This window comes from Marmoricola sp. URHB0036 (genome assembly GCF_000426045.1).
Taxonomy (GTDB): Bacteria; Actinomycetota; Actinomycetes; order Propionibacteriales; family Nocardioidaceae; genus Marmoricola.
This window is the reverse complement of record NZ_AUEP01000007.1, coordinates 56,577-81,193: the sequence shown is the minus strand read 5'-3', so window position 1 is coordinate 81,193 and position 24,617 is coordinate 56,577. Positions and strand designations below refer to the sequence as shown.

General features: G+C 67.2%; 20 protein-coding genes, 1 tRNA gene and 2 pseudogenes. 13 read left to right on the top strand and 10 right to left on the bottom strand.

Features of this window, described 5'->3' with window-relative positions; translation table 11 throughout:
* Positions 1 to 105: 105 nt before the first annotated feature.
* Positions 106 to 2,292, top strand: a complete 2,187-nt coding sequence (locus tag H976_RS0108605; protein WP_036225445.1) for an MMPL family transporter — start codon at positions 106 to 108, stop codon at positions 2,290 to 2,292.
* 78 nt (positions 2,293 to 2,370) lie between these two features.
* Entirely contained in the window at positions 2,371 to 2,922 is a 552-nt protein-coding gene (locus H976_RS25340) for a M48 family metallopeptidase (RefSeq protein ID WP_036225441.1), read from the top strand.
* Here the strand turns inward: H976_RS25340 and H976_RS0108595 are convergent.
* Together H976_RS0108595 and H976_RS25335 are read right to left on the bottom strand one after the other, a co-directional pair.
* Complete coding sequence (locus H976_RS0108595; RefSeq protein ID WP_027861199.1) at positions 2,919 to 3,455, bottom strand: NUDIX hydrolase; 537 nt, start codon at positions 3,453 to 3,455, stop codon at positions 2,919 to 2,921. The genes H976_RS25340 and H976_RS0108595 overlap by 4 nt on opposite strands.
* On the bottom strand, positions 3,452 to 4,795 hold the full coding sequence (locus H976_RS25335) for a zinc-dependent metalloprotease (protein WP_081682777.1): 1,344 nt from the start codon (positions 4,793 to 4,795) through the stop codon (positions 3,452 to 3,454). The genes H976_RS0108595 and H976_RS25335 overlap by 4 nt, the downstream gene beginning before the upstream one ends.
* Before the next feature lie 68 nt (positions 4,796 to 4,863).
* On the opposite strand from H976_RS25335, the gene H976_RS0108585 reads away from it, so the two are divergent.
* The 6 genes from H976_RS0108585 to H976_RS25325 all read left to right on the top strand — a co-directional run bounded on the left by H976_RS0108585 (position 4,864) and on the right by H976_RS25325 (position 11,074).
* Complete coding sequence (locus H976_RS0108585) at positions 4,864 to 5,289, top strand: molybdenum cofactor biosynthesis protein MoaE (protein WP_027861198.1); 426 nt, start codon at positions 4,864 to 4,866, stop codon at positions 5,287 to 5,289.
* A 126-nt stretch (positions 5,290 to 5,415) separates the two neighbouring features.
* Positions 5,416 to 5,904 (top strand): cupin domain-containing protein, encoded by a 489-nt coding sequence (locus H976_RS0108580; RefSeq protein WP_027861197.1) that lies wholly within the window; start codon positions 5,416 to 5,418, stop codon positions 5,902 to 5,904.
* A gap of 230 nt (positions 5,905 to 6,134) precedes the next feature.
* Complete coding sequence (locus tag H976_RS0108575) at positions 6,135 to 6,425, top strand: hypothetical protein (protein ID WP_027861196.1); 291 nt, start codon at positions 6,135 to 6,137, stop codon at positions 6,423 to 6,425.
* Positions 6,426 to 6,482: 57 nt separating this feature from the next.
* Positions 6,483 to 7,562 (top strand): PDZ domain-containing protein, encoded by a 1,080-nt coding sequence (locus tag H976_RS0108570; RefSeq protein ID WP_081682776.1) that lies wholly within the window; start codon positions 6,483 to 6,485, stop codon positions 7,560 to 7,562.
* A complete protein-coding gene (locus tag H976_RS25330; RefSeq protein ID WP_231388836.1) occupies positions 7,559 to 8,104 on the top strand; it encodes a PPA1309 family protein in 546 nt (181 codons plus the stop codon). The genes H976_RS0108570 and H976_RS25330 overlap by 4 nt, the downstream gene beginning before the upstream one ends.
* A gap of 21 nt (positions 8,105 to 8,125) precedes the next feature.
* Positions 8,126 to 11,074, top strand: a complete 2,949-nt coding sequence (locus H976_RS25325) for a UPF0182 family protein (protein WP_051276512.1) — start codon at positions 8,126 to 8,128, stop codon at positions 11,072 to 11,074.
* Between the two features lie 18 nt (positions 11,075 to 11,092).
* Here the strand turns inward: H976_RS25325 and H976_RS25320 are convergent.
* From H976_RS25320 to H976_RS0108540, 4 genes and pseudogenes are all read right to left on the bottom strand, one after another.
* A pseudogene (locus tag H976_RS25320) lies at positions 11,093 to 11,982 on the bottom strand (SDR family oxidoreductase).
* An 18-nt stretch (positions 11,983 to 12,000) separates the two neighbouring features.
* Positions 12,001 to 12,861, bottom strand: coding sequence for an alpha/beta fold hydrolase (locus tag H976_RS0108550; RefSeq protein WP_196804016.1), 861 nt, complete (start codon positions 12,859 to 12,861; stop codon positions 12,001 to 12,003).
* 8 nt (positions 12,862 to 12,869) lie between these two features.
* Positions 12,870 to 14,420 (bottom strand): adenylate/guanylate cyclase domain-containing protein, encoded by a 1,551-nt coding sequence (locus H976_RS0108545; RefSeq protein ID WP_155918099.1) that lies wholly within the window; start codon positions 14,418 to 14,420, stop codon positions 12,870 to 12,872.
* Positions 14,421 to 14,458: 38 nt separating this feature from the next.
* Positions 14,459 to 15,742 carry a sensor histidine kinase KdpD gene (locus H976_RS0108540; protein WP_027861192.1) on the bottom strand — a complete coding sequence of 428 codons (1,284 nt, stop codon included), beginning with the start codon at positions 15,740 to 15,742 and terminating at the stop codon, positions 14,459 to 14,461.
* 196 nt (positions 15,743 to 15,938) lie between these two features.
* Here H976_RS0108540 and H976_RS0108535 point away from each other — a divergent pair.
* Positions 15,939 to 16,015: transfer RNA gene (locus tag H976_RS0108535), tRNA-Met, on the top strand.
* Here the strand turns inward: H976_RS0108535 and H976_RS29460 are convergent.
* On the bottom strand, positions 15,994 to 17,256 hold the full coding sequence (locus tag H976_RS29460; RefSeq protein ID WP_081682775.1) for a site-specific integrase: 1,263 nt from the start codon (positions 17,254 to 17,256) through the stop codon (positions 15,994 to 15,996). The genes H976_RS0108535 and H976_RS29460 overlap by 22 nt on opposite strands.
* Positions 17,257 to 17,599: 343 nt before the next feature.
* On the opposite strand from H976_RS29460, the gene H976_RS0108520 reads away from it, so the two are divergent.
* Entirely contained in the window at positions 17,600 to 18,370 is a 771-nt protein-coding gene (locus tag H976_RS0108520) for a helix-turn-helix domain-containing protein (RefSeq protein ID WP_027861190.1), read from the top strand.
* 15 nt (positions 18,371 to 18,385) lie between these two features.
* Positions 18,386 to 18,853: an NUDIX domain-containing protein gene (locus tag H976_RS0108515; RefSeq protein ID WP_027861189.1), complete on the top strand. Its 468-nt coding sequence runs from the start codon at positions 18,386 to 18,388 to the stop codon at positions 18,851 to 18,853.
* Positions 18,854 to 19,166: 313 nt separating this feature from the next.
* On the opposite strand, the gene H976_RS0108505 is transcribed toward H976_RS0108515, so the two are convergent.
* On the bottom strand, positions 19,167 to 19,487 hold the full coding sequence (locus H976_RS0108505) for an Lsr2 family protein (protein WP_027861188.1): 321 nt from the start codon (positions 19,485 to 19,487) through the stop codon (positions 19,167 to 19,169).
* A gap of 978 nt (positions 19,488 to 20,465) precedes the next feature.
* Here H976_RS0108505 and H976_RS28650 point away from each other — a divergent pair.
* Positions 20,466 to 21,359: a TIR domain-containing protein gene (locus H976_RS28650; protein WP_051276509.1), complete on the top strand. Its 894-nt coding sequence runs from the start codon at positions 20,466 to 20,468 to the stop codon at positions 21,357 to 21,359.
* A 329-nt stretch (positions 21,360 to 21,688) separates the two neighbouring features.
* Here H976_RS28650 and H976_RS0108495 read toward each other — a convergent pair whose 3' ends face one another.
* Both H976_RS0108495 and H976_RS28645 read right to left on the bottom strand, forming a co-directional pair.
* A complete protein-coding gene (locus H976_RS0108495; protein WP_155918097.1) occupies positions 21,689 to 21,988 on the bottom strand; it encodes a hypothetical protein in 300 nt (99 codons plus the stop codon).
* Between the two features lie 640 nt (positions 21,989 to 22,628).
* The gene (locus H976_RS28645; protein ID WP_231388846.1) at positions 22,629 to 23,102 is read right to left on the bottom strand and encodes a response regulator transcription factor; all 474 of its coding nucleotides are present in this window, start codon (positions 23,100 to 23,102) and stop codon (positions 22,629 to 22,631) included.
* 967 nt (positions 23,103 to 24,069) lie between these two features.
* Here H976_RS28645 and H976_RS31125 point away from each other — a divergent pair.
* A pseudogene (locus H976_RS31125) lies at positions 24,070 to 24,255 on the top strand (DUF3263 domain-containing protein); the annotation flags it as partial.
* Positions 24,256 to 24,617: the final 362 nt, after the last annotated feature.

Genomic DNA, 24,617 nt, shown 5'->3' with positions numbered 1-24,617 from the left:
GGCGGTGGTGCAGGCACCACCTCGAGTCGGGTCCTGGCGCCACTGACCCGGGGCCCGCGGATCACGAGGATCGATGACATCCCTGAACGCCCCCGAGGAGATGTCATGTCGAACACCCACAACCCCCTCACGCAGATCCCGATCCGGGCCGCGCGCTGGAGCGCCACCCATCCCTGGCGCGCCATGCTCGCCTGGCTCGTCTTCGTGCTGGTCGCCGTCGGCCTGGCCGTCGCCGTACCGACGACGGAGACCAAGAGCTCCGACTACCGGATGGGGGAGTCGGGTCGCGCCGAAGCCCTCCAGCACCGGGCCGGCCTCGACCAGCCGCAGACCGAGAACGTGCTGATCAACCCGCGCGGGCACGCCGCCCTCGACTCCGCCGACGCCACGGCCGCGGCCACCGAGATCCGGGACGGCATGCGCGACGCCGCCGGTATCGTCGACGTCTCCGAGGCACAGCCCAACGCCGACCGGTCGGCACTGCTGATCTCGGTCCAGCTCGCACGCGACCAGGACGATGCCTCGGCCCTGCAGGCCGTGACGAAGCGCGTCCAGGCCGACCATCCCGACCTCGAGGTGCGTGAGGCCGGGGACGTCTCGATCGACTCGAGCATCAACGACCGCGTCGGTTCGGACCTGTCCTCGGCAGAGGGCATCAGCCTGCCGGTGACGTTGGTCCTGATGCTGCTGGCGTTCGGTGCGCTGATCGCGGCCGGCATCCCGGTGTTGCTGACCGCCACGAGCGTGGCCGCGACCATCGGCATCACCGCGCCGCTCTCCCACCTCGTGCACGCCGAGGCAACCGTGAGCAGCATGATCGTGCTGATCGGGATGGCGGTGGGGGTCGACTACTCCTTGTTCTACCTCAAGCGCGAGCGCGAGGAACGAGCCGCCGGCCGCAGCACGCTGGACGCCGTCGAGATCGCGGCGCAGACCTCCGGGCACTCGATCCTGGTGTCGGGAGGAGCGGTGATCGCCTCGATGGCGGGGCTGTTCGTGATCGGTGACGCGACCTTCAACTCGCTCGCGACCGGAGCCATCCTCGTGGTGGCGATCGCCGTGCTGGGCTCCATCACCGTGCTGCCCGCGCTGCTGGTCAAGCTCGGTCGCTGGGTCGATCGTCCCCGCGTCCCGCTGCTGTGGCGCCTCAACCGCCGGATCGGACGGGGCGGGATCAGCAGTCGCCTGCTGTCGCCGGTGCTCCGCCACCCGGCCGTCGCCCTGGTTCTCTCCGGTGTGGTCGTGCTGCTGCTGGCCGTGCCGGCGCTCGGGATGAGGATCCACGAGGGCAACCTGCAGACGCTGCCCGCCTCGATCCCGGAGGTGCAGACCTTCACCCGGATCACGCAGGAGTTCCCGGCCGAGGGCACCACCGCCGCCGTGGTGGTCAAGGCGCCGCCGGCCGACCGGGCCGCGGTGGGCCAGGCGCTGCGGCGGCTGGACCGGGACGCGATCAGGTCGGACGACTTCGTCGGATCGGGTCGCGACCCCGTGCGCGTCTCGGCCGACGGCACCACCTCGGTGCTCCAGCTGGTGATGCCGTACGACGAGTCGGACCCCAAGGTCGACAGGGCGATCACCTCGCTGCGCACCGACCTCGTCCCGGCAGCTCTCGGCAGCCTGCACGTCGAGCACGCCGTCGGTGGCGGCGCGGCCGAGTCGCTGGACTACGTCAACCGTCAGCACGATCGCCTGCCGATCGTGATCGGGGTCGTGCTCCTGCTGACCCTGCTGATGATGGGCTTCGCCTTCCGGAGCGTGCCGATCGCGCTGGTCTCGACGGGGCTGAACCTGGCCTCGGTGGGTGTCGCGTTCGGGATCCTGACCCTGGTGTTCCAGCACGGCTGGGCCGCCGGTGCCCTCGACTTCACCAGCCCGGGCTTCGTCATCGACTGGATCCCGCTGTTCGTGATGGTGGTCCTGGTCGGCCTGTCGATGGACTACCACGTGTTCGTGATCAGCCGGATCCGCGAGCACGTTCAGAACGGGATGCCGACCCGTCTCGCGGTTGCCCGGGGGATCCGCGACACCGCGGGAGTCGTGACGAGTGCGGCCGCGGTGATGGTCTCGGTGTTCGCCATCTTCGCGACCCTGTCGATGATGGAGATGAAGATGATGGGCGTCGGTCTCTCGGCCGCGATCCTCTTCGACGCGACCGTCATCCGCCTGGTGATGCTGCCGGCGATCCTGGTGTTGCTCGGTGAGCGCGCTTGGTGGCCGTCCCGGCCGCGCCGGACCGGTGGCGAGACCGTGGTGGAGACCGAGCCGGCGTACGCCCTGATCGGTCGCTGACTCCGCCGGCCCCGCGGGTCGTCGAACACGTTGTTCGACCTCCCGCGGGGTGTCGGTGTGCCGGGCTATTTTCTTTCCATGCACGCAGACGGTTCCGAGGTCGAGGTCGAGGTCGAGGTCCGCCGCTCCCGGCGTCGCACCCAGACCGTCTCCGCCTACCGTCGGGACGGCAAGGTCATCGTGATGATCCCCGACCGCTTCACCCGGGCCGAGGAGGCCGAGTGGGTGACCACGATGCTCCAGCGCCTCGACAAGTCCGAGCAGCGCCGCCGCCGCACCGACGAGCAGCTGATGCGACGTTCCCGTGAGCTGTGCCGGGACTACCTCCACGACAAGGTGCGCCCCACGTCGGTGCGCTGGGTCGGCAACATGACGACCCGCTGGGCATCGTGCACCACCTCGACCGGCGAGATCCGTCTCTCCGACCGGCTGCAGACCCTGCCGGCGTGGGTGGTCGACTACGTCCTGCTCCACGAGCTGGCCCACCTGATCGAGCCCGGGCACAGCAAGCGGTTCTGGCACTGGGTCGACCGCTACCCGCGCTCGGAGCGTGCCCAGGGGTACCTCGAGGGCCTCGCGCACGCGATCGCGATGGACCTGGCTCCGTGCGAGGAGCCCGCGGAAAACTAGGAGCGCTCGAGCGCGAGCCCGACCAGCTCGACCATGTCCGGCTCGTCGGTGGGCAGGTCGTCGATCGGCCACCAGCGCACGTCGAGGGACTCCTCGCTCGTCACCGGCACGACTTCGGCCGCGGCCCGGGCCAGGAAACGTACGTCGAGGTGACGCACCGTCCCGCGCGGGTCGCAGAACTCGACCGGATGGGTGGAGAGGTGCAGTGGCTCGGCGTCGACCAGCAAACCCTCGATCCCGCACTCCTCGATCGCCTCACGCAGGGCGGCCCCGGCCAAGGTGGCGTCGTCCTCGAGGTGGCCGCCGAAGTGGAACCAGCGCCGGGCCTTGCGGTGCAGGTTGAGCAGCACGCGGGTGCGGTCGTGGCTGAGCACCAGCGCGCCGGCAGTGAGGTGGTCGGGGAAGCACGAGCGCCACAGGCCGTCGGGGTGGACCCGGAGATGGGTCACGTAGGCAGCCCGGGTGAGCTCCTGCTCCTCGGTGGGTGCCTTCCAGTGGGTGAGTACGTCGACCGCGTCGTCGTACAGGGTCACTCGGTCTCGTCGTCCTCGTCACGCGAGGTGCCCGCCTCGCGGTCGAGCAGCTCGCCGATGGCGGCGTCGAAGTCCTCGTCGGTGAGCTCGGCGACCTCTGGCAGGTCCTCGCGGAAGCCCAACGGGTCGTCGAGGTCGGCCGCCGTGGGCAGCAGGTCGGGGTGAGCCCAGACCGCGTCGCGGGCTTCCTGGCCCTGGCGGGAGCGCAGCGACCCCCACAGCGTCGAGGCGTCGCGCAGCCGACGCGGACGCAGCTCGAGGCCGACGAGCGCGGCGAACGTCTCCTCCGCGGGTCCACCGGCGGCCCGGCGGCGCCGGATCGCCTCCTGCATCTTGGTGGCGGCCGGCATCCGCTCGGCGGTGGCCTGGCCGACGACCTCGTCGACCCAGCCCTCGACGAGCGCGAGCGTGGTCTCGAGGCGCACCAGGGCTGCCTTCTGCTCGGGGGTCTGCTGGGGCTCGAACAGGCCACCCTGGAGGGCCTCCTGCATCGCCTCCATGTTGGTCGGGTCGAGCTGGCCCATGGCCTCCTCGATGCCGGAGATGTCGATGGTCACGCCGCGACCGAAGTCCTCGACGGAGGAGATGAGGTGCTGGCGCAGCCACGGGACGTGGGCGAACAGGCGCTGGTGTGCCGCCTCGCGGAGCGAGAGGTAGAGCAGCACGTCGTCCTCGGTGACGTCGAGACCCTCGGCGAACTCCTTGATGTTGTGGGGCACCAGCGCGGCCGTGCCCGCCGGGCCGAGCGGGAGCCCGATGTCGCTCGCGGTGAGCACCTCGCCGGCGAGGCCGCCCAGCGCGGCGCCGACCTGGCTGCCGAACATCGCCCCACCGGCCTTGCCGATCATCCCGATGAGGGGGCCGGCCATCGCCTTGGCCTCATCGGGCATCGCGTTGCCCATCGCACCCACGACGTGCTCGGCCACCGGTTCGACCAGGACCCGCCACACGTCGGTGGTCTGCTCGATCCACTCGGCCCGGCTCCACGCGGCCGTGGCGCTGATCCCGGAAGGGAGCACCGTCACGTCGTCGAGCCAGTGGTCGGCCAGCCGGATCGCGTCGGCAACCTTGGTCTGGTCGTTGCGGTCGGGACTGGGGTCGGGCTCCTGGGCGGAGGTCTTGCGGGCGATGTCGGTCGCGAGGGTCCAGTTCACCGGTCCGTCGTACGGCGCCATCATCGCCTGCATCTGCCCCATCAGCGCCGACAGGTCGGGCATGCCGCCCTGGCCGGCTTGTCCCCCGAGACCGGGCAGACCTCCGGACCCGCCCAGCGCGTTGAAGATCTGCTCGAAGGGCGTGCCCTTGAACGGGTTGTCGTCCGGTGCGGGGTTGCTGCTCATGGGGCCAAATTACCGTCCGACGCCCAATCGGGTCCGGGCCGGGCTCCGCTGGGTCGTAGTCTCGCCGGGTGAGCCCCGTCGTACGACTGCTGGACCTGCGTGAGACCTCGCTCGACGCCGCCGAGGTGCTGTCCGCGGTCGAGGATCCCGCGGCCGGTGGGGTGAACCTGTTCGTGGGCGCCGTCCGTGACCACGACGGTGGCGAGGACGTCGATCACCTCGACTACTCGGCCCACCCGACGGCCCTCGACCGGATGCGCGCGGTGGCCGAGGAGGTGGCCGCGGAGTACGACGTGCTGGCCCTCGCCGCCGTGCACCGCATCGGGCACCTGGAGATCGGCGACGTCGCGGTCGTGGTCGCCGCCTCGGCCGCCCACCGCGGCCAGGCCTACGACGCCTCCCGAGCCCTCATCGACCGCCTCAAGGCGACCACTCCGATCTGGAAGCACCAGGTGTTCGCGGACGGGCGGGACGAGTGGGTGGGGACTCCGTAGGGGGCCGTGGTTTCCCCGGACGTCCGGGGAAACTCCGGGCTGGCAGGCAGTACTTCGCCCGCCAGCCCCCAAATTCGCTCGCCCACCCCGCCCGTTTTGTACGACGGGCCGGTGCATGATCGGCAGATGAGCTACCCCGATCCCCTCTTCCACGGCGAGACCGGTGAGGTCTCGGCACAGTTCCGAGCGACCGACTCGTCGCCGGACATCACCTATCCGAACAGCACCACCGTCGAGTACCTGAACACCGGAGCCAGCACCGACGGCCGGTTCGGGCTCTACCGCTGGAACATGGCGCCGGGTCCGGGAGGGCCGGACCTGCACTTCCATCGCACGATGAGCGAGTCCTTCTTCATCCTGTCCGGCGTCGTCACGCTCGGCGACGGGGCCAAGCAGATCGCGGCCGGGGCGGGGGACTACCTCTACGTCCCGCCGGGGGGACTGCACAGCTTCAAGAACGAGACCGACGAGCCGGCCTCGATGCTGCTCCTGTTCAGTCCCGGCGCTCCCCGGGAGGGGTACTTCGAGGGCCTGCTCGAGCTGGCCGAGGGCAAGCAGCTGAGCCCCGAGGAGCTGGACGCGTTCTTCGTGGCGCACGACAACCTGTACGTGTAGACCGGGTTGTTCCTGTCGCTGATCCGTGGCACGCGTTTGGGCTGAAGGTCGCCGGTAGTCGGGACAAGCGGGCTGTCGCTCGCGTGCGGGTCCGCTGTGGACGCCGACCGGGCAGTTCTCGTCTCCCCCGCTTCGCTCCTCCGACCAGAACGGCCCGGTCGGCTCAAATCACCTGCGGTGAGGTGTGTCGATAAGGGCGAGCAGGCCGGGCCGTCGGCATCATGGAGCCCGTGGAGATCCTGTTGTGGTGGGTGCCGCCCGCTGTCGTGACCGTGGTCGCGATGGCGTGGGTGAGCTGGCTGGGTCGTGCCCGTCAGACGGGTCCCGACCGGTCCGACGCCGCGCAGGAGAGGTTCGCCGCCGCGATCATGCGCGACCTGCCGAGTGAGGTCACCCGCCAGGTGAGCGCACCCCGGCCGATGCGCGAGCGCAGCACCGGCATCGCCGTACGTCCCTCCCAGAAGCCGGTCGAGCAAGCGGTCGAGCCGCGCCCCGGCGCCGACGACCGCCGTACCGCCTGACCAACCGCACCTCGGGCGTCGCGTGGCCCGCTTGTCCCCGGATGAGAGGGTGACGCCATGCCAACGGCACCGCGCTTGAGTCGCCGCACCTGGGCGGCCCTTCTCGCGGTCGCCCTGGTGGTCGGGCTCTCCGTCGTGGCGGCGCGCAAGGCCGTTCCCTACGTGACGTTCTCGCCCGGGCCGACGGTCAACGTGCTGGGCAAGTACGACGACAAGGCGATCATCCGGGTCACCGGGCACCGGTCCTACCGCGACAAGGGAGCCATGCGGCTGGTCACGGTGATCCCGAGCGGGCCGTCGCAGAAGGTGAGCATCCCGACGATGGTGTTCGCCTGGCTCGACCCGGACCGCGCGGTCTACCCGCGCAGCACCCTCTACGGCAAGGCCGACACCCGGCAGAGCGTGCAGCAGCAGTCCGCGGCGCAGATGGCGTCCTCGCAGGACAACGCCATCGCCTCGGCGCTGGGCGCGCTGCACATCCCGTTCGTGACCAAGGTCGGCATCGCCTCGGTCGAGAAGGGCGGTCCGGCGGACGGCCACCTCGAGCCCGGGGACATCATCGTGACCGTCAACGGCAAGGACGTCAGTGGCGTCACCCAGGTCACCAGCGCCATCCGCCCGCTGCCTGTCGGCTCCCACGTCACCATGACCGTACGCCGGGGCGGGAAGCTCCAACGGGTGGCGATGACGACGACCGCCGCGCCCGACGACCCGAAGGCGAGTGCCATCCGGGTCTCGATCCAGGCCGCCGGCTACACCTTCCCGTTCAAGGTCGAGGTCAAGCTCGACCAGAACATCGGTGGCCCGTCGGCCGGGATGATCTTCTCGATGGGCATCTACGACGTACTCACTCCCGGGTCCTTGACCGGCGGCAAGGCGATCGCCGGCACCGGTGAGATCGACGGCGAGGGCCACGTCAGCCCGATCGGCGGCATCCAGCAGAAACTGGTTGGTGCGCAGTCCGACGGCGCCAAGCTGTTCCTCGTGCCCGCGGACAACTGCGCCGAGGCGCTGGGCGGCCACTACGACCCCGACAAGATGCGGCTGGTCAAGGTGACCACCCTCGACGATGCCGTCAAGGACGTCCGGGCCTGGGTCAAGGACCCGAAGGCGCCGCTGCCGAGGTGCACCAGGTGAGCACCCCCACGCAGCAGGACGCCCTGGCCGACGTGGTCCGCGAGGTGGAGCAGCACGCGGCGCGAGCGGGCTGGGACCAGCCGGCTCAGCTGTTCGCGCTCGTGGACACCGCCGACCTGCTCGAGCGCGAGCCGCACCTGGCCGGCCTGCTCGGCGTCGAGGCGAGCAGTGCGGCTGGACTGACGCCCGTGGAGCAGGAGACGGTCTCCGACAGCCTCGAGGAGCTCCTGCCCACCATCCTGTGGCCGCCGGAGGTCATCGGCTGCGCCGTCGTGGTCGAGGCGACCACGGTGCCTCCCGGCTCGGGCGACGTGCCAGCCGACGCCGAGGCCGCCGCGGAGTACGCCGCCAGCCATCCCGACCGTGAGGAAGCCCGCGTCGTCGCGGGCGTCCTGCGCACCGGAGAGAGCTGGTGCGCGATCCGCCAACGGGCGAACGACGAGGACGACATGGTCCTGACGGGCAACGACCTTGTGCCCGCCCTCCTAGAGTTGTTGCACACCACCCTCGAGCCCGATGCGGGAGAGCCCTCCACACCATGAGCCCCAACAGATGAGCCAGCGATGAGCGACTTCTTCGCCGAACAGCCCGCGGGTGCCTCCGAGGGAGGCGGCGCCGGTGGCCGGCCACCCGAGCGGCCCGCCCGCGGACCCAGGCGTCCGCGCCCCCTGCTGCTGACCCTGCTGGTCGTCGGCGTGGTGGTGGTCGGGTTCTCGCTGTTCGCGGGCATCTGGACCGACAAGCTGTGGTTCAACAGCCTCGGCTACGGCTCGGTGTTCAGCCGGCTGATCTGGACCCGCGTGCTCCTGTTCGTGATCTTCGGCGGCGCCATGGCCGTGATCATCGGGGTCAACCTCTTCCTCGCGTTCCGGCTGCGGCCGATGTTCCGGCCCCACTCGCCGGAGCAGGCCAACCTCGAGCGCTACCGCGAGGTCGTCACCCCGCTGCGCCGGATCCTGCTGGTCGCCGTGAGCCTGGTCTTCGGCGTCTTCGCCGGGGTCTCGGCCACCGGCAAGTGGCGGATCTTCATGCTGTGGAGCAACCGCGAGAACTTCGGCAAGGCCGACCCCTACTTCCACAAGGACATCGGCTTCTACGTCTTCAGCCTTCCCTGGCTGCACTTCCTGGTCGACTTCGCGATGACCGCGCTGTTCACCGCGCTGCTCCTCGCCGCGGTCGTGCACTACCTCTACGGCGGCATCCGCCTGCAGTCCGCGTCCGACCGCGTCTCGGGGGCTGCCCAGGCCCAGCTGTCCGCGCTGTTCGGGCTGTTCCTGCTGCTCAAGGGTGTCGACTACTGGCTCGACCGCTTCGACCTGACCTCGCAGAGCGGCAGCCTGATCACCGGCATGACCTACACCCGCGAGCACGCCGTGCTGCCGGCGAAGAACATCTTGATGTTCATCGCCGTGATCTGCGCGGTGTTCTTCTTCGCCAACATCGTCCGGCGTACCTGGCTGCTCCCGGGCGTCGGGCTCGCCCTGTTCGCGATCTCGGCGGTGCTGCTCGGTGGTGTCTGGCCAGGCCTGATGCAGCGGTTCCAGGTCAAGCCCGACGAGCCCGATAAGGAAGCGTCGTTCATCGGCAAGAACATCCAGGCCACGCGAGCGGCGTTCGACCTCGAGGACACCGCGGTCAGCGACTACGCCGCGAGCACCACCTTGTCGCAGGTCAAGCTGCAGGCCGACTCGGCCTCGCTGCCGGGCATCCGGCTCGTCGACCCACAGCTCGTCTCGGACACCTTCGAGCAGCTGCAGCAGGTGCGCGGCTACTACAGCGTCCCGGCGGTGCTCGACGTCGACCGCTACCCGATCGACGGCCGGGAGCGTGACGTCGTCGTGGCCGCCCGCGAGATCCACCTCGAGGGACTGCCCGACGCCCAGAAGAAGTGGGCCAACGAGAAGACCGTCTACACCCACGGCTACGGCATCATCGCCGCCTACGGCAACCAGAAGAATGCCCAGGACCAGCCGGTGAACAACGACGGCGAGCCCGTGTTCGCCGAGGAGGACCTCCCGCCGATCGGTGAGATCAGCAAGATCCAGCCGGAGGGCAAGTACCGTCCGCAGATCTACTTCGGCGAGCACAGTCCGACCTACTCCATCGTGGGCAAGGGGCCGGGTGGCAAGGACGTCGAGCTCGACGTGCCGCAGGGGAGCGGCACCCCCGGGCAGTCGCAGACCAACACCTACCAGGGCAAGGACGGCGTCGGCGTCGGCAACATCTTCCGCAAGCTGCTCTACGCCGTGCACTTCGGCGACGCCAACATCGTGCTGTCCTCGCGGGTCAACGAGAACAGCAAGATCCTCTACGACCGGTCCCCGCGCGAGCGCGTCCAGAAGGTCGCGCCGTGGCTGACGGTCGACTCCGACGCGCTCCCGTCCGTCGTGGACGGCAAGATCGTCTGGCTGCTCGACGGCTACACGACCAGTGACAAGTACCCCCTGGCGGAGAAGAAGTCGCTGCAGGAGATGACTTCCGATGCGGTCAACCCGCGCTCGGCGTACGCCACCTTGCCGACCGACCAGATCAACTACATGCGCAACGCGGTCAAGGCCACGGTCGATGCGTACGACGGCACGGTGACCCTCTACGAATGGGACACCTCCGACCCGATCCTCAGGACCTGGGAGAAGGCGTTCCCGGGTGTGGTCAAGAAGAAGTCCGAGATCCCGCCGGACATGCTCCAGCACATGCGCTACCCGGAGGACCTGTTCAAGGTGCAGCGCGACATGCTCGGCGCCTACCACGTCCTGGACCCCAAGAACTTCTACGAGGGCAACGACAAGTGGGACGTCCCGGAGGACCCGTCGTCGTCGATCCGCAAGCAGCCGCCCTACCGGCTCTCGGTGGCCACCAAGACCGGTGAGACGCCCGACTTCTCACTGACCAGCGTGTTCGTGCCGCAGAAGAAGCAGAACCTCGCGGCCTTCATGTCGGTCGGTGCCGACGCCGCCAAGCCTGCGAGCTACGGCAAGTTCCAGATCCTGCGGCTGCCGGACACCACTCAGGTGCCGGGGCCCTCGCAGATCGCGAACCAGTTCAGCAACGACCCCAAGGTCGCCAACCAGCTGCGTGCGTTCAAGCAGGCCGACGCCAAGGTCGCCTACGGCAACCTGCTGACGTTGCCGGTCGGTGGCGGGCTGCTCTACGTGCAGCCGCTGTACACGCTGCGCGAGGGCGGGTCCGGCAACTATCCGGTGCTGCGCTTCGTGCTGTCGTCGTTCGGTCGCGACGTGGGCATCGGCTCGACGCTGTCGGCCTCGCTCGAGGACGTGCTGACCGTCGACTCGGGAGACGCCGTGCCCACCCCCACGGACAACTCCAACAGCGGGCAGGGCCAGACCGGCACCCAGGACCTCCCGGTCGGTGCACTGCGGTTGCTCCAGCGGGCCGACGACAAGTTCGCCGAGGCCGACAAGGCGCTCAAGGCCGGTGACCTGCAGGGCTACGCCACGGCGGTCAACGAGGCCCACCGGCTGGTGAAGCAGGCCCTGTCCGCCAAGAAGTGAGGGCAGCGGGGTCGTCGATCAGCGGTCGGCGATCTCGTCGCTCAGCTCGACGTTGCGGAGGCTGGTCGACCGGCCGAGCCGGCGTACCTCCTCGTCCATGAGCGGCAGCAGGGCCGGGATGTGGCGCAGCGCCCCGAGCTCGGCGACGCGGGAGTTCAGCAGCGTCCGGGCCGCCGCGGCCAGCGCGACCCAGCCCGGTACGAAGACGCGACGCTTGCGTGCCTCGATGCCGGCGACGAAGGCCTTGCCGCAGGCCTCGACCGACGTGGTCTTGTTCATCGGGTACGGCAGGGCCGCGATCATCCGTCCGAAGGCAGTGAGGTCGTCGCGGGCATCACGGACGAGCGGCGTGTCGATCCAGGACATGTGGGCGACGCCGACGTCGACCCCGAGGTGCTTGACCTCGAGCCGCAACGCGTTGGCGAAGTGCTCGACGCCGGCCTTGCTCGCGTTGTACGACGCCAGGCCCGCCATCGCGCCGAAGGCCGCCATCGACGACACGACGAGCACGTAGCCGTTGTTCTCGATGACAGACGGCAGCGCCGCGCGCACGGTGTGGAACACGCCGAGCAGTTGATGTCGATGACCCGCTTGAAGGTGGCCGGGTCGACCGCCAGGACGGAGCCGTAGCTGGCGATCCCGGCGTTGGCGAGGACCACGTCGATCCCACCGAACCGCTCCAGTCCACGGGCGACCGCAGCCTCCATGCCCTCGAGGTCGCAGACGTCGGCGGTGACCGCGAGCACGTCGTCGCTGGCGAGCTCGGCGGCGAGCGACTTCAGGCCGACCTCGTCGAGGTCGACCAGCACCAGACGTGCTCCCGCACGGGACAGGTGGCGGGCGGTCTCGGCGCCGATGCCGCGGGCGGCCCCGGTGATGAGGATGGTCTTTCCCTGTGACGAGCTCATGGGCTGACCGTAACCGGGTCAGCTCCGCAGGAAGTCGAGAACGAGCTGGTTGACCTCGTCGGGCTGCTCGAGGTGCAGGAAGTGGCCCGCCTCGTCGACGACGCGGACGTCGCAGTGGTCGGGCAGGTGCGACCGAGCGATCTCGGCGAAGGCCGGGGTGAGACAGGCGTCGTCGCGACCGTGCAGGTAGAGCAGAGGCGTGGTCGGGAGGTCCCGGAGGGACGCCTGCCAACGGCGGTAGCGGGCCGGCACTCCGATCGGCCGAGCAAGGTGCCGGTAGTAGTCGATCGCGGCCTTCCGGTGGGCGGCGTCGGGAAGGGCCGCGAGGGTCTGCGTCGCATCGGCCCGCCCGTCGTAAGCCGGGGACCAGTCGCGCCACAGCTTCGGCACCAGCCGGTCCAGAGAGCGTTCCGGCAGGCGGGGGAGCTGGTTGAAGCCGATGTACCAGCTGCGCCGGAGCTGTCCCGGGAGGTGCCGAACGGTCTCGCCGAACGGCAGAGCCGCCACCGGTGGGACGGCCATCGCCACCACCCGGCGGAAGGGCGAGTCCCGGTGAGCGGCCAGGGTGCCGGCCGTCATCCCGCCCCAGTCATGACCCACGAGCACGGCATCGTCGCCGCCGCCCAGCGCCGCGTGTACGCCGACCGCGTCGTCCATCAGCGCACCGACGTCCGAGCGGCCGTCCGACGGCACGGTCGAAGGCGCGTAGCCGCGGGTGAACGGCGCGACCACGCGGTACCCCTCGTCGGCGAGGGCCGGGCCGAGATGGCGCCAGGTGTGCGCGCTGTCGGGGAACCCGTGGAGGAGGACGGCCAGCGGACCGTCGTCCGGCCCCCAGGTCAGTGCGCTCAGCTGGACGTTCTCGAGGTCGATCTCCACTGCGCAGCTCACTCCCTCGGTACGACGAGCGCCGTCTCGGAGCTGCGCCCCCGCAGCGTCACCGTGTCGTGGTCCTGCCAGTGGGTGGCCTCGTCGTCGTCCGCGGCGTCCACCGACTCCCGGGCAGCGAGCACCCGTGGGTCCACCTTCTTGGCCAGGTCGGAGATCCGGGCCGCCGCGTTCACGGCGTCGCCGATGACGGTGTACTCGAACCGGGACTCGTCGCCGACGTTGCCGGCCACCGCCTCACCGGTGGCGACCCCGATGCCGCAGTCGAGGTCCGGCACCTCCTCGGCCAGGCGGGCCGCCATCGCCCGCCCCGACGCCAGCGCGCGGGTGGCGTGGTCGTCGACCTCCACCGGCGCACCGAAGATCGCGAGCGCGGCGTCGCCGATGAACTTGTTGACCAGGCCCTGGTGGCGGTCGACCTCCTCCACGACGACCGCGAAGAACCGGTTCAAGAGGTCGACCACCTCGTCCGGCTGCTTCTGCGTGGCCAGCGTCGTCGACCCGACGATGTCGACGAACAGCACCGACACGACCCGGGTCTCGCCGCCGAGCTCGACCTCGCCCAGGGCCGCGGCCTCAGCGACGTCTCGTCCGACGTGCCGGCCGAAGAGGTCGCGCAGCTTCTCGCGATCCCGGAGGCCGGCCACCATCTGGTTGAACCCGGCCTGCAGCTGGCCGAGCTCGGTGCCGTCGTAGACCTGCACCTCGACGTCGAGCTCACCCTCCTCCACGCGCTCCATCGCGTTGCGGACGGCGAGGATCGGGGCCACGACCGCGCGCGCGTTGAGGCCGGTGACCAGCAGGCCGAAGCACAGCACCACCCCGCCGAGGACGAGCACGATGATCGCCAGCTTGGTCAGCGAGATGTCGCCCACGGTCAGAGCCAGGATCGCCACCACGACCAGCCCGGCCACGGGTGCGCCCGTGCCCAGCGACCAGAACAGCACCATGCGTCGTCGTACGCCGAGACCGCGGACGCGCAGCCGCTGCTCGCCCGACAGCGCGCGCGCCGCCACCGGACGCAGGGCGAACTCGGTGAACAGGAAGGCGATGCCACCCACGACGAGCGAGGCGATCCCGGTCGTCAGGGCGGTGGTGAGGGCTCGCTCCGGCTGGAGGAAGGCGGTCAGCAGCGTGAAGAGAACGGTGCCCCCGAGCCAGAGACCGGCCTGGATCCGGGTCAGGAACCAGGGCACCCCGAGTGCGGTGAGGCGTTCCTGCTCGGTCGGTTCGCGGTCCTCGATGGACCAGCGCAGCGCCTTGAGGGCACCGGCCGTCCCCCATCCGGCCCCGAGGAACACGGCGACGCCCACGTAGACGGGCACGCCGATGGCCAGCGCGAGCTTGAGGTCGGGCTCGAGGTCCGGGCTGGGGATGACGAGCGTGGAGAGGACGAAGACCAGCACGGCCCCGATGACGTTGGTGCCCACGAGCAGGACGGTGAGCAGCACCTGGATGCGCACCCGCAGCTGGCGCGCCGTCTGGCCGGCCGAGCCGAGCAGGACGGAGCCGTAGACCCACGCCTCGCCGCTGGACACGTGCCGAAGCATGCCAGCAAGCGAGGGTCGCCGTGGAGGAGTCCCACGGTTCAGTCGGTCGCCTCTTCCGGTCGGCCGAGCGGCAGCCTGACCGTGAACACCGCGCCACCGTCGGGCCCGTTGTCCGCCGTCGCGGTTCCGCCGTGGCTCTCGGCCGTCGCCAGCGCGATCGACAGTCCCAGGCCCGTCCCGGGGTAGCGGCCATCGGTCGTGTTGGTCGCGCGGTAGAGCCGCTCGAAGACGTGGGAGAGCTCCTCGGAGGGGATACCGATGCCTTGGTCGGCGACCTCCAGGACAGCGGTGTCCTCCTCGCCCCGCACAGTGACGGTCACGACCCCGCCCGAGGCGCTGTACTTCACCGCGTTGTCGAGCAGGCTGTCGCACATGCGTCGCAGCCGGGCGCGGTCTCCGAACACCTGGAGCGGCTCGGTGGTCGTGGTGAAGGTGATGCCGCGCTGACGTGCCTGCCGCCGGTGGGCGAGCACCGCCTCCTCGACGACCCGGTCCAGGTCGACCGGGGCGAACGCGACGGTGCCGAGGGGGGCGTTGAGCTTGGCGAGGTCGAACAGGTCGTCGATCAGGTCGCTCATCGACCGGGCCCGGCGTACGACGATCTCGAGCTGGGCGCGCTGTTCGCGCCCCATCGTCGGGTCGTCGAGCAGGTGCTCGGCGTACCCCTGGACGACGGTGAGCGGCGTACGCAGCTCGTGGCCCGCCAGCGCGATGAAGTCGTCGTGGCTGCGGTGCATCTCCTCCAGCATCGCCACCTGCTCGCGCTCGCGGTCCAGCACGTGCTCACGCTGCGCAGCCAGCTCGTGCCGCTCGCTGATGTTGGTGGTCACCCCGTCGAAGAACAGGCGGTCGCCCTCACGCCGCGGCGTACCCCGCGACCAGGTCCAGCGCACCACGCCGTCGTACCCCACGAGGCGTTCTTCCACCTCGGCCGCCTCTCCGGCCAGCATGGCGGCGGTGAAGGCGGCTTTCGCCTCGGCGTCGTCGGGGTGGCCGAGACCCTCCCGGAAAGCGAGCGCGTCGAGGCCTGCCTGCACGTCCTTGCCGACCACACCGGAGGCGTTGGCACTGAGGTAGGTCAGGGTGATGTCCCCGTCGGGAAGGATCTCCACGGTCCAGAACAGGTCGTTGATCCGCGACATCGTGCGGCTGAACTCGTCGCGTACGGAGGCCAGCTCCTGCGCGAGCGCGTCGGCTCGCCGCCGTTCGGCAGCCAGCTCCGCCTGCAGCTCGGCCATGCGGACCTCCGGCTCGGCCGAGCCTCGCGACCGCGGGGACAGCTCCCACTGTTGAGCGAGCACGCCGATCGCCACGAGGAGCATCGCTCTGCGAGCGTTCCTCGTCTCCCGTCCCGAGCGTCCCAACATCGAAAGACCAGCCTTACCGGTCCTCCCCCTACTGCCGAAGGTACGCGCGGCCGACGGTGCGGAACAGGACTCCCGACCCATTGCCCTGCACTGGTGTAGTCCCCTCGATTTGGAGGAGCCCGAGTGCTCCCGGTAACGTGGTGTTCACCGACGCGGGGTGGAGCAGTTCGGTAGCTCGCTGGGCTCATAACCCAGAGGTCGCAGGTTCAAATCCTGCCCCCGCTACCAGAGGAAGAACCCGGTGACCTGCGGAAATGCAGCAGGTCACCGGGTTCTTTGCTTGTCTCGGTGATACTCGCGACTGCCGCGCGTCCTGAAATGCGTCCCGGCGACTCGTGGCGCCGCAAGATCAGGTCTGCAACGTCGTTCGCAGCGGCCTCGTCCATCCCGGGGATGACGTGTGAGTAGGTCTGCAGCGTGAACGCGACCGCGGAGTGACCCAGCCGCTCGCTCATGACCTTCGCCGGGACGCCTGCCATCAGGCCCGCGCTCGCATATGAGTGCCTGACGTCGTGCAGTCGGATCCTGGGTAGGTTCGCCGCCGCGCAGTGCTTGTGGAACAGGCTCGTGATGGTGTCGGGGTGGATTGGTTGCCCGCTAGGCCATACGAACAGAAGATCGGTGTCCTGACCTAAGAGCTCGCGTTCCTGATCCCATGTGATGACGTACTCGCGAAGTGCCTCCCAAGTGGTGGGATCCAGTGCCACCACTCGTTCGCCACTTCGCGTCTTCGTCTCCGAGTCTTCGGCTCGTCCAGCGACGACGACTCTTGGGACGCTCGGGGAGACTCGACCGCGCTGGAGATCGATGTCATGCCTGCGAAGGCCGGCGATTTCCCCACGCCGAAAACCGGTCGTAGCGACTAGTAGCCAGAGGGCGTAGAAGCGATCGCCCTGGATGTGGTCCACGAAATCGCCTAGTTGCTCGGGGGTCCAGATCATCGGACGCTTCCGGCTGACCCTTGGCGGAGAGGCATCCTCTGCAGCGTTGCGCGGGATGAGGTCCCAACGCACGGCGTCGCTCAAGGCGCGATGGAGCATCACGTGGACATTGCGCACCGTCTTGGGTGCGAGTCCTCCGGGACCTCTGACGCGACCGTCCTTGAGCAAATGGCTGTAGAGGAGGTTGATCCGCATCGGGGTGAGGTCTCGCAGGCGACTGTCGCCGATGATGGGGATGACGTAGGCGTTCATGTAGTCCCTGTAGTTGACCCATGTCGAGGGGCGCAGAACCGACCTGATGCCTTGGTGCCACTCCTGCAGGAAATCGCCAACTGTCTGCCTGGTCGTGCGGGTTGATCGACCCTGGTGGTGGGCTGCGATCGCCGCCCGCAGTGCCTGGGAAGCCTCTTTGCGTGTGGGGAAACCCGACCTTCCGGGCCGGTACCGACGGCCTGTGAGCGCATCCTCGCCCGCTTCGAAGCGGTACTCCCACTCGCCGTTCGCACGTCGCCGCACAGAACCCCTCATGCCGACAAGAGCTCCTGAAGCCGCGCGGTCACGACGTATACGCGTCCTCCGAGGTGGGTGATTGGAAGGTCGCCGCAGGCGGCGCAGCGGTAGGCGGCTGATCGACTGATGCCGAGGAGAGTCGCCGCCTGCGGGACCGGAATGAGGAGGGGGAGCCCCTCCAGGGCCGACGACAGGAGACGGGGCCGATCCAGATCGGCGCTGGTTGCGGCGATTGAATCTGTCACCTCGTTCACCTCCGAGTCGGTTCTCCCCAATTACGCGCTGGGCCTCTTGACGAGGGAACCGCATTGCTGGGACGTTTAGAATGTTTGAAGATACGCCGATACGTCCTGGAGCACCGATGACGAACGAGCGCCTGCGCCTCGCAATGGGACGGGCGAGCCTGTCCGTGGAAGCCGCTGCCCGGTCGACTGGCGTAGATCCGAAGACGGTGCAGCGATGGTTGGCCGGTCGCGTTCCGCACCCGCGCCATCGTTGGAAGCTGTGCGAGGCAGTGGGGGAGGACGAGGAGTTCCTCTGGCCGGGATCAGGTGGGATCACGAGCGGCAGCGCAGCTGGCGCCGAGTTGCTGGCGGCTTATGCATTTCGGTCGGAGCTGGACACCAGGCGGTGGTGGGACCTCTTCGAGGGCGCGAACAAGCAGATCGACCTGCTGGGCTACACGCTGTACTTCCTGCCGCAGCAGCACCCTGGGCTCGTAGAGCTCCTGAGCGAGAAGTGTGCGGATGGATGTCGCGTGCGGATCGCCATCGCCGACCCGGAGTCCGACCAGGTGAGCCTCCGAGACGACGAAGAGCAGGAGCCGATCACGTTGGTGGCCCGGATTTCCACGACGCTGAAAGCGCTCCGTCCCCTCCTAGATGTGAACGGCGCAGAGGTGCGTTTCCAGTCGGCACCGTTGTACAACTCACTTTTCCGCTTCGACGACGAGATGCTCGTGACTCCCCACCTTTACGCGACACCGGGCCACGCGGCGCCGTTGCTACATCTGCGCAGACTCGGCCCGAACGGGCTGTTCTCACGCTTTTCGGCGCACTTCGAAGGCATCTGGGCCAGCTCGACCGAAGTCGTGGAGGATGGGAAGCGACCACCCGTTCGGTCGGGCGTCTAAATCCGAGGACATCTGATGGGCCGAGTCGACTACTACGACGATCCCGACGCACCACCCGCGAACTCGTTGGTGCCAGCTGCCTCCGCCATTGTCGTGAACGACGAAGGGCGCATCCTTGTGCACCGACGACGCGACAACGACATGTGGGCACTACCAGGCGGAGTCATGGAACTCGGCGAGTCGATCGGTGAGTGCGTCGTACGTGAAGTGCGCGAGGAGACCGGCCTCGAGGTGGAGCCAACAAGCATCGTGGGGATCTACAGCGATCCCAAGCACGTTTTCGCCTACGACGATGGCGAGGTTCGACAGGAGTTCTCGATCTGCTTCGCCTGTCGAGTTCTTAGCGGCAACCTGGCAGCAAGTGACGAGTCCTACGAAGTTGAGTTCGCGGCACCGGACCGACTTGAAGACCTACCGATGGTCGACCGCATACGCCTGCGCGTCACCGACTACTTGCGACGAACAGAGCCTCTGATTCGATAGTCCTTCGGCACCGTGCCGCGCCACATCCCGCCCACTAAGACGCATCGTCGAGCCAGGCAAATGGCGGATATTGCGGCGGCCTCTGGGGGTCGTCGCAGGCCCACTTGGCCGTCGGTCAAGATGAACCGTTGACTGGCTGTACCGTCCCACTTCTCGATCTTGGCGAAGGCTTGATCGTCGGAAATACCTCGCTTCATGCGAAGCGCCTACATCTGCCACAAGTTGAGTTCGAGATACTGCAAGCGCCGCATCAACTCCCCGTAGCCGATGTAGACGAGCGCCTCGCCGTGCGCCGGGTCGTCCTCGTCCACGCTCAGTGAGCGGCGTCAAACGCTTCGATGATCGCCCTCGGAATGCGCCCGCGCTCGGAGACCTCAAGGTTCTGGCTCTTAGCCCATTCACGCACAGCTGCGATGTCGCGCTTGGAAGAGGAGGAGCGGCGACTGGACGTCGAACGCTTCGTGACCTTGGTGCCAGCTTCGATGTAAGGCTGGAGAACCTTGTCGAGGGCCTTGTAGTTTTTGTTGCTCAGGTCGATCTCATACTCGGCGCCTTGCCAGGCGAAGGCATATGTCTCGGCGTCCTTCGAGCCGTCGAGGTCATCAGTGATCTGTGTGATTGTGGTCTTGGCCATATGGAGATCGTCCACCATCGCTCAAACAAAGCAAACCGGGGGCCCTCCTCGTGCGACAAGTTCAGTTCTGGCCAAACCTGCTTGGGGTGGTTCGTCCAGGGATACATAAAGGGTCAATGACGTGTTGCCCGGGCTAGCCCGCCTGTATATGACTGCTTCGGAGATCATAATGGGCGACGGCGCGAACCCAATCCAGCAGGCGCGGGAAGTATTCAAAGAGAGACTGATCGGTCAGCGCGGGGAGTACCTCGAGTGGAGAAACGCTTGGCCCCTGTGGCGGTCAGTCATCAACCGGCGGTGGTCAATGCCTTCCGGAATGTGCACCGCGAAGAGGCGTATGCGAGCTTCCACGACGATCCAGATCGGATCGAGTTTGCATACGTGGCCAGTGAAGTCCAGCCGGATGCAGAAGCCAAGAAGGCCACCGCCGCTGAGAAGGCCGAGGCTCTCAGGACAGCAAGGTGGAGGAGGAGCGAGAGAAGTGGGGCAAGAACGCCTTCAACCGGTCATCGACCACTTTCGCCGCGCTAGGCGCCATTGCTGCAGGGATCGAGCTAGCACGTGAAAACTCGAACGGCGGCGTAACTCTGGGCTGGACAGCCCCTCCTTTGCGCAGCGCCGTCGACAACTCGTGGTCCGGGAGACGACATGCCTGTCATGAACTGCGATGCAATGCCCATGGTGGAGGCAGGTGGGCGCACGTTCACGGACGGGGAACAGGGCTGCGCCGACTCTTCGTGGCCTAATCTCGAACTTCGTCCAGTGGCACGCGTATGGGGGAGTCCCCTGCTCGATCACGGGCGTCGGCTCGGAAAACCTGTAACACCTTGAATCAACTCCCCTGCCCCCGGTCACCCGGCGGGGGGGGGGTTCTGTTTTCAACAGGGGTCGAGAGCGAACACATTGCGAACGTCCCCGGCTTCCCCGACTGAACAAAGTGGGAACGGGAGAGTGTCAGGTGTTGAGTAGGGTTCACATATGGCCAAGTCAAAGCTCTTCATCAGTTGGTCGGGCGAGTACGCGAAGGGTGTAGCCCAAGCCCTGCGCGCATGGATCCCGAACCTTTTTGATGATGTGGAACCGTTCATGTCCGACAACGACATCGCGGCAGGCCAGCGCGGTATGAACGTGATTGAGAGTCGCCTTGACGGCACCCAGTTCGGCATCATCGTCGTGACGGACGAGAACCAGAGTGCCCCTTGGTTGAACTTTGAGGCCGGCGCCTTAAGCAAGACAATCACCGAGAACGTTGAACAGCGTGTGGCACCTCTCCTGGTCGATGTGTCCAGCCCCGCCCAACTGACCGGGCCTTTGACACAGTTCCAAGCCAAGGTCATGAACAAGGACGGCATCCGAGGCCTGATGCGCTCCCTCGGGGAGATGCTGGGCATTGAGCCCGACCGAGTGGACAAGCGGGTAGAGGCACACTGGGCAGAACTGGAGGCAGCTCTGGAGCGGGCCCGGCCTTCCGGAGGCGTGAATCTCACGAAGCCGCCTAGGCCGCCCGAAGAAATGCTCGACGAAATCCTGGAGCACGTAAGGGCGATGCGCAACGAAAACGATGCGGTGCGGGCCGCTGCCATACGTTCTCGACGTCTTGGTGACGATCGCGCAATCCGTGATGTGGTGCGCCCGATTGCGTGGCTGGAAGACGCGACTCAGATGATCTTCGAGGCTGGGAAGCGCCTCGACGTCGGAGTGAACAGAGTGTTGGTCGAATACCGCGACGACGGTCGAGAGATCCTGGTAATCGAGGTTCCGGCTGGAACACCTCACCAAGTGACGTCGCGTCTCGCCGAGACGATCATGGTTAAAGTGCCAGGCATTATGGTGGACATCCGGGTCTTCGGCGGAGCGTCGCGGGCAGATTAGACAAGGCGGACCTTGCCTACTTATCGATGCCGAGGTCGTCTCTGACTACGACCAGCAACTTGTTGCTCCACTTTTGGACAGTCGAGCGGTCCTCTTGGCTGCGATGTATAAATGACCCCACAACTTTTGCACTGCCGTGTCGAGTGACCGCGCCCTGAGCATTTAACAAGTCTTCGGTGCACTTGTTGTGTGCGTTCAGAAGTTCGTGGCTGGCATCTGCTGCACGATCTGAGCCGACCACTAGAACTTGGATGTTGGCCGTATCGAACTGAGAAATGAGGGCGCTGGCCTCGCGCCCGTAGTTGATGACTTCAGCATCGGTGAAAGCCTCAGAGACTTGAACGCTGGGCCTCGAACTCCCGGAGTTTGCTGTCGATGTCGATCAGTCGCGCGTAGGCCACCTGTTGCTGATTAAGGACGAAAGTGCGCTGATCCTGAGCGGCCTGAGCTTCGATCTGCCGGTTGGTGATGAGGAATGAACCGGTTAGTCCGAGAACTGCTCCAAGTAGAGCTGCGGCCAGTCCCGTCAACGCACTGAACCTCGCGGTGACCACCTGTACGTCGCGATCCGCGCGCTTCTCATGCTCAGCGCGCAGCCGCTCCTCGTCACCTTTGGCCAGCCGTCGCACGCACGGAGCCTAGGGCAACCCCCGGCCGCAGAGATGAAGAAGCCCTGTGACTGGCTGCCACGGGGCATATCAGGGTGTGACGTCATCACTTGCCTGCCTTCACCGCATAGACCATCACGCACAACTGCGCAATGGCCACCAATAGAATCAATACTTCTAACATGTTTCATTTCTCACCTCCATCTCTTGGACGTTTCCTATAACCCAATTGTTCCTCAGCTACGCCGGCGAGCTGCGCGCGGTCTAGCTTCTGCTAGTCGGTGTCCCCTGCGTGTCCGGAGTGGACGGAGCCGGTTCGACGGGGGGCAGGTGCTCCACCTCCACTGTGACGGCATCGAGCAAGGCTTGAGCAGCCTCCTTGGTGCTGCTAAGTCGAGAGGCCGGAGAGGCGTCTGTGTGCGACCAGCGGACCATCAGGACACCATGCCCGTCGGGGTGGCGTCGCACGAAGGCTTCCCACCTAACGCCGTTGCCGGAGTCCCTTGGGAGGAAGGCTAGGGAAGTGCCGTAGTTGCCGATCTCGAGCAGCTGGCCATCAAGTGAAGGCACGACTGCCATGACTGCAGCGAATAGCGTGTGCGGTGCAACGTGATAGGTCCGCTCCACTGCCTCCTCAGGCCCCGGAGGCGGCTGGCCCGGCTCAACCATGTCGGTCGCCATGCAAGGTGGCGTCGATAACCGCCTGCACCTGGGACAGAAAGACGTTGAGTCTTTGCCCCTTCTGGATGTAACCATCAGCGCCGAGGCAACGGGCTTGAACTCCGAGAGAGACAGCATGGTTCTTCAGGGTTGATGGGTGAAAGGTGGAAAGCACCACGATGGCGGCCTTTGGGCAGACGTCGCGGATCAAGGGGAGCGCTTCGAACCCCCCCATGGTTGGCATGGAGATGTCGAGCAACACCAGCTGCGGGTCATGCTTGCGGACCGCTGCTATTCCCTCCAAGCCGTTGCGGGCTTCGCCTACCACCTCGAATCCAGCTGCACGTTCCAGCACCGCGCGCATCAGGTGCCGAAAGTCCCCAGCATCGTCGACGACGACGACGCGTATCTTCGTCGGGTCGGGCACCCGCGTGGAGTCCGTTCGACCCATCGTCGGCTCTTGGTCGGACGACATCACCACGCCCTTGCTCCTTTGACGACAGGTGAAGCGGCCATGTCAATACCGGGGCATCCGGACGCAAGGCTCCAATGTGCAGGTCTGAGCCGACAGCCCGCGCGTTCCCTTTTTGCGGCTGAGACTGCGAGTGGGTGTGGGAGAGAGGTCGCAGTTTGATCAACCTTGTACTTGCTCGGGCTGCCGATGCGCAGAGGTTGGCAGAGCGGGAGTGTTACCGGCCCGTACTGTGACGCGGACCATAGTTCGCGCGGCTGGGGCGGCATGAATGGTGGGGACTTGTCCCGTTCGGCGGAGACGCAAGGACGACCCTCGGATGGGTTACCAACGGCCATCGGTCAGCGACCGTCCGCTGCTCCGGATCGATGCGTGTGGGGGGCGCTCGAAGGGTGGTCGTTCAAGGTCTCAACCGAAGCCCCGTCGGGCAATACTGTTGCGTATGGCGCACGTCACAGTACGGACCAGTAACCGCGGTGCTCTGCCATCCTCGGCCAGCCGGCGGCCTGAGTAGAACCAGGACCCACGGTTGCGTTTCCTCCCTCCCAGTTCGACGCGCAGCCACTGACGTCACCTCTCAGGCGGGATCGCTCAGGCTGTCGGCCCAGTTGGAGCGACGCGGTTGTCATCGGGTGTCGCTCCAGGCGTCGGTGGCGAACCCAACGGACTGTTGGACACAAGATCTCGCGTCGGCGTCACGAAGCGATTGACGATGAAAGGTTGGAGCCGCGCGTGTATGACATCGGCCTACCCCCTGGACCCTCCGGTGCCCATTGGAGAGAGTCACTCGCCCAAGCCGCGCAGCTCATCGCGGGCCTCATTTTTGCGGCGGGAAGCCGTACCTCACAGCGGCTGGCCGACTCATTCCTCGAAAATCTATGACTAGAGAACGAGAGCGTCATGCAGACGTGCCCGTGACTGGGCAAGCGCGGCCGCCCTCTGCCGAGTTCGAACTCAGGAACTCGAGCGCTCCATCCTGGACGTGGAACGTCACTGGCACGCGCAGCCGCGTGTCCACGCACGAGTCGTGCGTGAGAGTTTGGCTATCTCATCGACCGCGTATCAGGCCATACTCAATTCGCTCCTCAATCACCCTGCCGCACGCTTACGACCCGTGCACGATTCGACGCTTGCGCGCTGTGCCCGCATGTTCTGAGGGGCCAGGCTTGGGCGGCCGACCCGAGGGTCGCCTGATCGACCGTGCCGATCTGCAATGAGCTTGGCGTCTGGCTGGGCCAACTCTCGCAGACCGCTACGACTTCGGATGACGCCTCGCGCCGGCGCCGACGTCGGTGCCGCGCGACGCCCTCTCGCGCCGGTGGTGCAAGAGGTGTGTAGGTCTTGCTTTCATGTACTCGATGGCCAGTGACCTGTAAGCGGCCACGAGAGCCGCGTCGATGCCCTGCGATGCGCCGGTGATGATCGCGACTTGCGCTCCACCGCTTATGCGGACCCACGCCAGTCCGCCACCATTCGTACACCTTTCGAGGGCTGCTCAATGGTCATGCCTTCAGGTAG